Source organism: Anaerobium acetethylicum (assembly GCF_900096945.1).
Classification (GTDB): domain Bacteria; phylum Bacillota; class Clostridia; order Lachnospirales; family Lachnospiraceae; genus Anaerobium; species Anaerobium acetethylicum.
Genome location: NZ_FMKA01000040.1, coordinates 19,181 through 30,742, shown reverse-complemented (window position 1 = coordinate 30,742; position 11,562 = coordinate 19,181). Strand labels below are relative to the sequence as shown.

Sequence of the window (11,562 nt, the reverse complement as noted above, 5' to 3'; positions counted from 1 at the left end):
AAGCGGCAGGAATTAATCAGGTATTAAGAGGAAGAACAGAAAATAATTCGACGTGAAAGAGCGGGAGTAAGAGATTATATTTCGCAAGTCTACATCAAAAGCCTATTTACAAAATGGTATTCGTCAATTTGCTCGGGTTTTCGAATGAGGACGTGATGCAAAACATGTTCATTCGCAGCGCGCTCTCGCTTAGATGAAGACGTAGTGGTACGTAGGGCCGCAGAATACGCGGCCCAAGTACCAACGTCTTCATAAAGCTGCTCATTGAATCATGTAAATGTTTATGGCGATTGGCTGCGATTACTCCTGTTTTGTTTATATAAACGTTTATATAAAACAAACCTCAAAACGTTTTGAAAAACGCTAAAAAGGCCTGAAAATTTATTCAATACTACCAAAAAACAACACAAAAAATGGGTAAACAATCATAATATTTACATTTTTAACACAATGCTTGTTGAGAACTGATATAAAACGTTTATAATGTGTTTAGAAGCAAAGGAGGCGAGGGAATGAAAATAAGCATTAGAACGATCAGTGAAATTTCTGGGTTTTCCCCTGCGACAGTTTCAAATGCGCTGAACCACAAAAAGGGCGTGAATAAAGAAACAGCTGATGCGATATTTAAAATTGCGAATGAGCTGGGCTATGTGAATGAAACAAAAATCACGAGGATCAAATTGGTGATTTACAAAAGAAACGGTCTGATTATTGATGACTCCCCTTTCTTTGCACAGCTTCTTGAAGGCGTTGAGATGGAATGCAGGGAGTCGGGATATGAAATGATGATCTGTAATCTGGACAGGCGGAGCGATTTTTACGAGCAGCGTCTGGAAGAGCTCCTCAATGATAAAACAACGGCGCTCATTATTTTAGGAACAGAAGCGAATGATGAAGATTTTGAGCAATACAAGGAGTCCAAATGTCCGCTTGTCATACTGGACAGCTGGTGCACCTCCATGGAATTCAACGGCATACTGATCAACAGCGAAGATTCGGCAAAAAACGCAGTCGAATATCTGATCAAAAAGGGACATAGAGAGATCGGCTACCTGAGAGGGCGGTTTCGCATCAAGGCATTTACGGCAAGGGCAAGCGGATATTCAAGGGCGCTGCATAAGCATGGCATCAATACAGATGAGCAGTGCGTCGTTACGTTAAGCACCTCCATGGACGGAGCTTACAGTGATATGATTTCCTTCCTGGAGCAGAGGCCCAAGCTGCCGACGGCATTTTTTTCGGATGACGACATGATTGCCCTGGGAGCTATGAAGGCCCTGCAGGACAAAGGATACCGCATACCGGAGGATGTATCGATAATCGGATTTGATGATCTTTCGTCATCAGAGATATCGACGCCGAGGCTCACGACAATCAGGGTTTTCAAACAGGAGATGGGGCGGATGGCTGTCAGAAGGCTTATAGATGTAATGAAGCATGGAGATTTTATTAAAAGCAAGATTCAGATCAGCACTGAATTCATAGAAAGAGACAGTGTGAAGGATCTGACAAAATCAAAAAAACAGAGTTGATTATGGAGGTTAAGAGATGAGTAAAATCAGAATAGGTTTCGCGCCGACAAGAAGAAGTATTTTCAGCGCACCGGATGCAATCAAATACGGAAATCTGACAAGGGATAAATTAAAGGAGATGGACGTGGAATTTGTCGACATCACCGATATTAACGAAGAAGGACTTCTTTACAATGACGAGGATATGAAGAAGGTTGCCGAGAAATTCAAGGCGGCGAAGGTTGACGGATTATTTATCCCACACTGCAATTTCGGTACTGAGTATATCTGTGCAAGGCTGGCCAAAGAACTGAATGTGCCTGTCCTGTTATGGGGACCAAGGGACGAGAGGCCGGACGAAAAAGGAATCAGGTTAAGGGACAGCCAGTGTGGCCTGTTTGCAACAGGAAAGGTTTTGAGAAGATTTCAGATTCCATTTACCTACCTGACGAACTGCAGGCTCAGCGATCCTGAATTCGACAGAGGCGTGAAGGACTTCCTGGCAGTGTGTAATGTCGTGAAAACCTTCAGAAACACAAGAATACTTCAGATCTCCACAAGACCTTTTGATTTCTGGACGACCATGTGCAATGAAGGGGAGCTCCTTGAAAGATTCAATATCCAGCTTTCACCGATTCCGATGCCGGAACTCACCTATGCTGTCAAAGCGGCAAAGGAAGAAGGCTCTGAAGTGGCAAAAGTGATCACTTATATAAAAGAGAATATGAACGTACAGATCAAGGATGCAGATGTTGAAAATGTGGCGGCGATGACGGTTGCCATGAAGGGACTGGCTGCACAGTACGGCTGCAACGCAATCGCGATCCAGTGCTGGAACTGCCTCCAGTCTGAGCTTGGAATCATGCCATGCGCTGCAAACTCTCTCCTGACAGACCTGGGAATCCCGGTTGTCTGCGAGACAGACATTCACGGGGCAATCACTTCCCTTCTTGTTGAAGCAGCTGGAATGGGAGAAACCAGATCCTTCTTCGCGGACTGGACAGTGCGCCATCCGGACAATGAAAACGGAGAGCTGCTCCAGCACTGCGGACCATGGCCGATATCAGTTGCCAGGGAAAAAGTAACGCTGGGATATCCGCTTGCATTTGAACATCCGGGAGCCCTTGAGGCGGAAGCAAAACACGGCGATGTAACCCTCTGCAGATTTGACGGAGACAACGGCGAATATTCCCTTCTTTTGGGAAATGCCAAGGGAATCGACGGACCATATACAAAAGGAACCTATCTCTGGGTAGAGGTAGAAAACTGGAAAAGACTAGAAGACAAGCTTGTCTGCGGACCGTATATCCATCACTGTGTCGGCATACATAAGGATATCGTACCGGTACTGTATGAAGCATGCAAATACATCAATGTGAAACCTGATCTTTATGATCCGATTGAGGAAAAAGTGAAAGCTTATATCAGGGGGGAATGACAGCAACAACAAAGTTCCTGGTATGAGCGGAGTGATTTAAGGAGGAAGAAAATGAACAGTTTAAAGGTAAAGTCATTCGATCTTCGTAAAAACGTAATCGATATGATAATTGAAGGAAAAGGCGGACACATAGGCGGTGATATGAGCGTAATCGATATTCTGATTTCGTTATATCTGAAAAACATGAATGTCAGCCCTGCAAATAAGGATGATGAAAACAGGGACAGATTCGTAATGAGCAAAGGACATTCGGTGGAAGCCTACTATGCAGTGCTTGCGGAGGCGGGGTTCTTTGACATCAGGGATGTTATCGCGCAGTTCTCGAAATTCGGCTCAAAGTTCATCGGACATCCGAACAATAAATTACCGGGAATCGAGATGAACTCAGGTTCTTTGGGACACGGTCTTCCTGTTTGTGTCGGAATGGCCCTCGCTGGAAAGATGGACAAGAAGGACTACCGCGTATACACAGTAATGGGAGACGGCGAACTGGCGGAAGGCTCCGTATGGGAAGGCGCCATGGCAGCAGGACACTACAAGCTGGACAACCTCTGTGCAGTCGTAGACAGGAACAGGCTCCAGATTTCAGGATGTACAGAAGACATTATGTGCCATGATGACCTGGGAGCAAGATTTGCAAGCTTCGGATGGCATGTAATCACAATCGACGGACATAACTATGATGAGCTGGATGCGGCTTTTGCAGAGGCAAAAGCCACTAAGGGACAGCCGACAGTCATCATTGCAAATACCATAAAGGGATTCGGATCCCCTGTCATGGAGAACAAGGCCAACTGGCACCACAAGGTTCCGACTGCCGATGAATATGAACAGATCATGAAAGATTTTGCCCAAAGAAAGGAGGCGGCTCTCAATGAATAAAATTCCTAATCGCCAGGCAATCTGCGATGTGCTGATTGAACAGGCCAATACTGATAAAGATATTGTTGTATTATGCAGCGATTCAAGGGGATCTGCATCATTTGCGCCATACGTGGCAGCACATCCGGACCAGTATGTGGAAGTCGGAATCGCGGAACAGAACCTTGTAAGCATAGCGGCAGGCCTCGCAAAATGCGGGAAGAAGTCCTTCGTGGCATCGCCGGCCTGCTTCCTTTCAACAAGAAGCTATGAACAGGCAAAAGTAGATGTTGCATATTCGAATACGAACGTCATATTGATTGGAATCAGCGGAGGAATCAGCTACGGAGCCCTTGGAATGAGCCATCACTCGGCACAGGACATCGCAGCCATGGCTTCCGTTCCGAATATGAGGGTCTATATCCCGAGCGACAGGCATCAGACAAAATGTCTGATAGAGGCGCTTTTGAAAGATGAAAAGCCTGCATACATCCGTGTGGGACGTAATCCTGTTGAGGACATCTATGAAGAAGGAAATGTGCCTTTCGAAATGGACAAGGCAACCGTGATTGCAGAAGGAACAGACGTTGCAATCATCGCATGCGGTGAAATGGTTAAACCGGCAGCTGATGCGGCAGAACTCCTGAAAGCAAAAGGAATCAGCGCAACTGTTCTGGACATGTACTGCATCAAGCCTCTTGATACGGAAGCCATCATCAAGGCTGCAAACAATGCGAAAGCAGTAATCACCGTGGAAGAACACTCGCCGTTCGGCGGACTCGGCTCCATGGTAAGCCAGGTGGTCGGAAGGGAATGCCCGAAGAAGGTCATCAACCTTGCGCTTCCGGATGAACCTGTCATCACAGGAACTTCACAGGAAGTATTCGATTACTACGGACTGAACGCAGAAGGAATCGCAAAAACCGCAATGGAGCTGGTATAAATGGGCAGATTTATCATAGGAATAGACCAAAGCACCCAGGGGACGAAAGCTCTCCTGTTCGATGAGGGAGGGAAGCTGTTAAGCAGAACCGACCTTCCCCACGAACAGATCGTAAATGAAAAGGGCTGGGTATCCCATAATCTTAGTGAAATATATAACAACACAATTCAGACTGTCAAAAAACTGGTTGGACAATCGGGTATAGACAAAAACGACATAGCCGGCGTCGGCATCAGCAACCAGAGGGAGACTTCTGCGGCATGGGACAAAGAGACCGGAGAGCCCATAGCCGACGCAATCGTATGGCAGTGCGCAAGGGCAGCCGGCATCTGCGAACGGGTTGAACGGGCCGGCAAGGCGGAGTTTGTAAGGCAGAGGACAGGAATGAACCTGTCGCCTTATTTCCCGGCATCCAAGATCGCCTGGCTGATCGAACATGTGGAAGGGGCAAAGGAAAAGGCGGAAGCCGGAAAACTCTGCTTTGGAACCATAGACAGCTGGCTGGTATATAAGCTTACAAAAGGAGCGTCCTACAAGACAGATTACTCAAATGCCTCCAGGACTCAGCTCTTCAATATCATGGATCTTAAGTGGGATGAGGAAGTATGCGGACTGTTTGGAATCAATCCGGAGCATCTCGCAGAAGTGAGCGATTCGAATGCTGTCTTCGGGGAAACGGATTTCGAAGGATTTCTTGACAGGCCTGTGCCGATCCACGGAGTCCTGGGAGATTCCCATGGCGCGCTGTTCGGCCAGGGATGCCTGAAAAAAGGCATGATCAAAACGACTTACGGAACAGGCTCATCGATCATGATGAATATAGGAGAACAACCGGTACTCAGCACCCATGGGGTGGTTACATCACTGGCCTGGGGGATTGACGGAAAAGTCAATTACGTACTGGAAGGAAACATCAATTATACAGGAGCCGTCATCACCTGGCTCAAAGACGACATGAAACTCATCTCGTCGCCAAAGGAAACGGAAACACTTGCTGCAGAGGCAAACCAGGATGACCAGGTATATCTGGTGCCGGCCTTTACAGGCCTCGGCGCTCCATACTGGGACAGCAGGGCAACGGCGTCGATCTCGGGAATCACGAGGACGACCGGACGGGCGGAAATCGTAAGGGCAGGGCTTGAATGCATCGCCTACCAGATCACGGATGTGGTAGAGGCCATGGGTGAGGATGCCGGTCTTGCAATCGAAGAGCTCCGCGTTGACGGCGGCCCCACAAGGAACGGCTATCTGATGCAGTTCCAGAGCGATATGCTCGGCATACCGGTGCAGGTGCCGGATGCGGAAGAGCTTTCGGGAATCGGTGCGGCATATCTGGCTGGTATTTCGTTGGGGATTTACGACAGGGATAAGCTGTTTGCAGGCATGGGAAGGCAGAAATACGAGCCTTTGATGAAGCGCGATATCAGAAACAGAAAATATGGAAAATGGAAAGATGCTGTGGGAACGGTATTGACAAAATAGGTACCAGGTACCGAGAAATTGGTACCTGGTACCGGTTGCATTGATTGTCGATCTTGCGCTCTGCGGAGGGGTGCCGACATTTGAACAGGTGCTCACAGCGGTGCTGGATGAGACAGAGGCGGAATATTACTGCCTTGCAGAAGAGATCAAAGAGAAAAATGACAGGCTGCTGAACTTTATTGAGGCATCCCTGCCGGATACGGAATGCGAAATGATTCCGCATATAGAGTTTAAAGAACGGACAAAGGAAGTGAAATTTGCTATCAGGACTGGAGAATTCACGCCTTATCCGAATATAATCCTGAGGGCGGGAGTTGCATTCCCAGCTTAAAAACAGTTCTATGATAGGAAAAAGGCTCTTATGCCGACAACGTGGAGGTGGTTCTTCGAAACCATCCGCACTGCCGGTATAAGGGTCTTTGTTTGTTGTCTCGTGGGAGTGGAGTGTCAAAAGCCCATTTACATAATTGTATTCGTCAATTTGCACAAGCTTTTGCAATGAGGACGTGATGCAAAACATGTTCATTCGCAGCGCGCTCTCGCTTAGATGAAGACGTAGTGGTACGTAAGGCCGCAAAGTACGCGGCCTAAGTACCAACGTCTTCATAAAGCTGCTCATTGAATCATGTTTTGCATCACTGCGTGATAGCGGGCGAATGTGCAAATTGACGAAGCCGAACGTTACAGAGGGCTTTTGACACGCTGCTTCTTATGGGAAAGTTTTTACCATGAGATAACAAACGCTTTGTGTAGGGCGGTCATGGCTATGGGGTTAAAGATGTACATACAAGTTTGGGAAAGGGGTAGAAAAATAAGAGTGGGATTTAAATGAAAAGGCGTATAGAAGTCCAAAAACCAGGGAGTGGAAGAGGTTTTGAAAAGTTGAGCGTACATTTTATTGAAAACAATGAGAAGATGTAGTGCAAATGTATTGACAAATACATGTGAAAAATGTATATTGTGAACATGGAAACAGAATGAAAATTATGAATACAGCATATAAATTTCTGAAAAAGAAGGGAGCTGAAACGATGGATGAAAACATACCCAAATATCTCTTGATCGTCAACTGGGTAAAGGAGCAGCTGGAGAAGAATAATTTAAAGCCTGGGGACAAGCTGAATTCGGAGAACGAACTGAGCAGCATGTTCGGAGTCAGCAGACAGACGGTAAGACATGCGGTAAGCATGCTGGAGCAGGAGAAGATTCTGGACAGGCGAAGGGGGAGCGGCACCTATATCTGCGAACCGGAAGTGCGGAAAAAAAGCAAAACGATGAATGTTGCAGTGGTGACGACCTATATAGATGACTATATTTTCCCGACGATCATCAAAGAAATCGAGAGGGCGATGTCAAAAGCCGGATATACGGTCCAGATCGCATTTACCCACAACCATATCGAACGGGAATCTGCAGTGCTGCAGAACATTCTCGACAGGGACATGGTAGACGGCATTATCATCGAGCCAACAAAAAGCGGCATTCCAAAGCCGAATCTGGAATTGTATGAAGAGATCAGGAGGAGGCATCTGCCGGCAATTTTCATAAACAGCTATTACCCGAAAATCAGGATCCCCCATGTATCCCTGGACGATCAGGCAGCAGGATATGAGGCGGCCAGGTATCTTCTGGAAGCGGGACATGAAAAAATCGCAGGAATCTTCAAATCTGATGACATCCAGGGGCATCTGCGGTATTCGGGTTATACAAAGGGGCTTTTAGAAGCAGGACTTAAGATCCATGACGAGAATGTCTTATGGATCGATACCGAAGACATCCGTAATATGGAGGCTGACAGGAACAGGATCCTGAGAAGGCTTGAAGGCTGCACGGCATGCCTCTGCTACAACGATGAGGTTGCTTTTGAGGTCGTGAAGATATGCCAGAAAGAAGGAATCCGGGTTCCGGAGGATATGTCAGTAATCGGAATCGACAATTCCGATCTTGCGACGCATTGCGAAGTCCCTCTGACATCCATTGAGCTTCCGGCTCAGGACCTTGGAAGGCTCGCCGCTGAGAATCTCATTAAGCTTATGGAGGACAGCAGCTTTGATGCGGGATTTGAGTTCGTACCGAAAATCGTTGAGAGAAATTCAGTGAAGAAAGTGTAAATGAGCAGCCACGAAGAAAGTCAGCAAATATATAGTCACACCAAATAGTAGAATGGATCACAGGAGGAAAGAGCAATGAACAAAGGTAAAAATTATAAGTTCTGGTTTGCAACAGGATCACAGGATCTGTACGGAGATGTATGTCTCGCAAATGTGGCTGAGCATTCAGCAAAAATCGTTGAGGGACTCAACAAATCGGGGATACTTCCCTACGAGGTCGTATGGAAGCCGACGCTCATTACAAATGAGCTGATCCGCAAGACCCTGAATGAAGCCAATGCAGACGAAGAGTGCGCAGGCGTCATCACGTGGATGCATACATTTTCCCCTGCAAAATCATGGATACTGGGGCTGCAGGAGTACAGAAAGCCTCTTCTTCATTTACATACCCAGTTCAACCAGGAAATACCATACGACACCATCGATATGGATTTTATGAACGAAAACCAGTCAGCCCATGGGGACAGGGAGTATGGCCATATCGTCAGCCGTATGGGAATTGAACGAAAAGTCATTGTCGGATTCTGGGATGATAAAAAAGTGCAGGCAAGGCTTGCAGAATGGATGCGGACTGCAGTAGGAATTATGGAAAGCAGCCATATCCGCGTGCTCAGAATAGCAGACAACATGAGGAATGTTGCGGTTACGGAAGGCGATAAGGTAGAAGCCCAGATCAAATTCGGCTGGGAAGTGGATACTTATCCGGTCAATGAGATTGCAGATTACGTGGCCGGCGTCAATACAGGAGATATCAGCGCACTGGTTGAAGAATATTATGACAACTATGAAATCCTGCTCGAAGGAAGAGATGCCGCAGAATTCAGGAAGCATGTGGCTGTACAGGCTGGAATAGAAATCGGATTTGAAAAATTCCTGAAAGAGAAAAACTATCATGCAATCGTTACCCATTTTGGCGATCTCGGCTCTCTCGGCCAGCTTCCTGGTCTTGCAATACAGAGGCTTATGGAAAAGGGATATGGATTCGGCGGAGAAGGCGACTGGAAGACAGCTGCAATGGTAAGGCTTATGAAGGTTATGACAAACGGAGTGAAGGATGCCAAAGGTACTTCTTTCATGGAAGATTATACCTATAACCTGGTTCTGGGAAAAGAAGGAATCCTCCAGGCTCATATGCTGGAAGTGTGTCCGACGATTGCAGAAGGTCCTGTCGGCATCAAGGTATGTCCGCTTTCAATGGGCAACAGGGAGGATCCGGCACGTCTCGTATTCACTTCAAAGGAAGGAAAGGGAATCGCCACTTCGCTTGTTGATCTCGGCACACGCTTCCGCCTGATCGTAAACGAAGTAAACTGCAAAAAGGTTGAAAAGCCGATGCCAAAACTTCCAGTAGCGACTGCATTCTGGACACCGGAGCCGAACCTTGCAACCGGAGCGGAAGCCTGGATCTATGCAGGCGGAGCGCACCATACTGCATTCTCCTATGACCTTACTGCAGAGCAGATGGGAGACTGGGGCGCAGCAATGGGCATTGAAGTCGTATATATTGACCACGAAACGACAATCCGCAATTTCAGAAACGAACTGAAATGGAATTCGGTCTTCTACCGATAGGATTGGGAAAAGAACAGGAGGTGCTTTAATGGGTATAACTACAAGCAATGAGAAAACAACGATCATCGAAGGCAGAGCGGTTCTCGGAATTGAATTTGGCTCTACCAGGATAAAGGCTGTTCTGATCGGTGAAGACAATATGCCGATCGCTTCCGGCAGCCATGATTGGGAAAACAGTTTGATTGACAATATATGGACATACAGCCTCGAGGATATCTGGAAAGGCCTGCAGGACAGCTATCAGAAGATGGCGGAAGAGGTCAGACAGAAGTACGGAGCTGAAATCCAGAAATTAGGCGCAATCGGATTTAGCGGCATGATGCATGGATATATGGCATTCGACAAGGATGATACGCTTCTTGTCCCGTTCCGAACCTGGCGAAACACGTTTACGGAACAGGCTTCCAAAGAACTTACAGAGCTATTTGATTACAATATACCTCTCAGATGGAGCATCTCTCATCTTTACCAGGCTATTTTAAGGAAAGAGGAACATGTATCGGAGGTCAGGTTCATGACTACCCTGGCGGGATATATCCACTGGAAACTGACAGGCCGGAAGGTACTGGGAATCGGCGAAGCGTCTGGCGTATTTCCAATCGACATCAATACGAAGACCTATTCGGACAGCATGATCCGGAAATTTGATGAGCTGACTGCTTCTGGCGATTTTTCATGGAAGCTTGCAGATATCCTTCCTCGTGTTCTGGTTGCAGGAGAAGAAGCAGGTGTTCTGACAGAAGAGGGGGCCAAGCTGCTTGATGTTTCAGGTCAGCTGAAGCCAGGTATTCCGCTCTGTCCACCGGAAGGCGATGCCGGCACTGGCATGGTGGCAACCAACAGCGTTGCGCAGCGTACAGGCAATGTTTCGGCCGGCACTTCTGTGTTTGCCATGGCTGTCCTTGAAAAAGAGCTTTCAAAAAGATATGAAGAAATCGATCTGGTTACGACTCCAGGGGGCAGTCTGGTTGCCATGGTGCACTGCAATAACTGTACCTCGGATCTGAATGCATGGATGTCTCTGTTCAAGGAATTTACGGAAACCTTCGATATGGAAATCGACATGAACAGATTATATGAGACTTTATATAAGAAAGCCCTGGAAGGCGACGCCGACTGCGGCGGACTTCTGGCATACAATTATTTTTCCGGAGAGCATATCACGCATTTTGAGGAAGGGCGCCCATTGTTTGTAAGATCCCCGAAAAGCAGGTTCAACCTGGCTAATTTCATGCGTGTACACCTGTACACCTCCCTGGGGGCATTGAAGATCGGAATGGATATTCTCCTGAAAAACGAAGGTGTCAGGCTTGACCAGTTGTTGGGACATGGCGGCTTGTTCAAGACGGAAGGCGTCGGACAGAAGATCATGGCAGATGCCATCAATGTGCCCGTCGCTGTTATGGAGACGGCAGGAGAGGGCGGCGCCTGGGGAATCGCACTCCTTGCATCCTATATGGTAAATAAAGGCGAAGACGAAACACTGGATGAGTATCTGGAGCATACAGTATTTGCCGGTAAAATCGGTACAAAGATGGATCCGGACCCTCAGGGAGCCAAAGGATTTGATGAATTTATAAAGCTGTATATCAAAGGATTTCCGATTGAAAGAGCGGCAATAGACTGCATCAGATAGCCGGTACG

8 protein-coding genes and 1 pseudogene are annotated in these 11,562 nt (G+C 47.2%); all 9 read left to right on the top strand.

Features of this window, described 5'->3' with window-relative positions; all coding sequences use genetic code 11:
* The first annotated feature begins 512 nt into the window (after nt 1-512).
* The 9 genes and pseudogenes from BJR36_RS17770 (at nt 513) to BJR36_RS17730 (ending at nt 11,554) form a co-directional block, all read left to right on the top strand.
* Nucleotides 513-1,532, top strand: a complete 1,020-nt coding sequence (locus BJR36_RS17770) for a LacI family DNA-binding transcriptional regulator (RefSeq protein WP_091236776.1) — start codon at nt 513-515, stop codon at nt 1,530-1,532.
* Between the two features lie 16 nt (nt 1,533-1,548).
* The gene (locus BJR36_RS17765; RefSeq protein ID WP_091236775.1) at nt 1,549-2,949 is read left to right on the top strand and encodes an L-fucose/L-arabinose isomerase family protein; all 1,401 of its coding nucleotides are present in this window, start codon (nt 1,549-1,551) and stop codon (nt 2,947-2,949) included.
* A gap of 39 nt (nt 2,950-2,988) precedes the next feature.
* Nucleotides 2,989-3,831 (top strand): annotated as a pseudogene (locus BJR36_RS17760) (transketolase); the annotation flags it as partial.
* Nucleotides 3,824-4,753 (top strand): transketolase family protein, encoded by a 930-nt coding sequence (locus tag BJR36_RS17755; RefSeq protein WP_091236773.1) that lies wholly within the window; start codon nt 3,824-3,826, stop codon nt 4,751-4,753. The pseudogene BJR36_RS17760 and the gene BJR36_RS17755, both read left to right, overlap by 8 nt.
* Nucleotides 4,754-6,235 (top strand): FGGY-family carbohydrate kinase, encoded by a 1,482-nt coding sequence (locus BJR36_RS17750; protein WP_091236772.1) that lies wholly within the window; start codon nt 4,754-4,756, stop codon nt 6,233-6,235.
* 40 nt (nt 6,236-6,275) lie between these two features.
* Nucleotides 6,276-6,566, top strand: a complete 291-nt coding sequence (locus tag BJR36_RS17745; RefSeq protein ID WP_278276600.1) for an RbsD/FucU domain-containing protein — start codon at nt 6,276-6,278, stop codon at nt 6,564-6,566.
* Nucleotides 6,567-7,221: 655 nt separating this feature from the next.
* On the top strand, nt 7,222-8,346 hold the full coding sequence (locus tag BJR36_RS17740) for a GntR family transcriptional regulator (protein WP_242875648.1): 1,125 nt from the start codon (nt 7,222-7,224) through the stop codon (nt 8,344-8,346).
* Nucleotides 8,347-8,421: 75 nt separating this feature from the next.
* Nucleotides 8,422-9,918 (top strand): L-arabinose isomerase, encoded by a 1,497-nt coding sequence (araA, locus tag BJR36_RS17735; RefSeq protein WP_091236770.1) that lies wholly within the window; start codon nt 8,422-8,424, stop codon nt 9,916-9,918.
* A gap of 28 nt (nt 9,919-9,946) precedes the next feature.
* On the top strand, nt 9,947-11,554 hold the full coding sequence (locus BJR36_RS17730; protein WP_091236769.1) for a xylulokinase: 1,608 nt from the start codon (nt 9,947-9,949) through the stop codon (nt 11,552-11,554).
* The last annotated feature ends 8 nt before the right edge of the window (nt 11,555-11,562 follow it).

Excerpts from the sequence above, each read along its gene's own strand:
- BJR36_RS17765 (WP_091236775.1), top strand. The coding sequence starts at position 1,549 with ATGAGTAAAATCAGAATAGGTTTCGCGCCGACAAGAAGAAGTATTTTC.
- BJR36_RS17770 (WP_091236776.1), top strand. The coding sequence starts at position 513 with ATGAAAATAAGCATTAGAACGATCAGTGAAATTTCTGGGTTTTCCCCT.
- BJR36_RS17755 (WP_091236773.1), top strand. The coding sequence starts at position 3,824 with ATGAATAAAATTCCTAATCGCCAGGCAATCTGCGATGTGCTGATTGAA.
- BJR36_RS17750 (WP_091236772.1), top strand. The coding sequence starts at position 4,754 with ATGGGCAGATTTATCATAGGAATAGACCAAAGCACCCAGGGGACGAAA.
- BJR36_RS17730 (WP_091236769.1), top strand. The coding sequence starts at position 9,947 with ATGGGTATAACTACAAGCAATGAGAAAACAACGATCATCGAAGGCAGA.
- araA (WP_091236770.1), top strand. The coding sequence starts at position 8,422 with ATGAACAAAGGTAAAAATTATAAGTTCTGGTTTGCAACAGGATCACAG.
- BJR36_RS17740 (WP_242875648.1), top strand. The coding sequence starts at position 7,222 with ATGAATACAGCATATAAATTTCTGAAAAAGAAGGGAGCTGAAACGATG.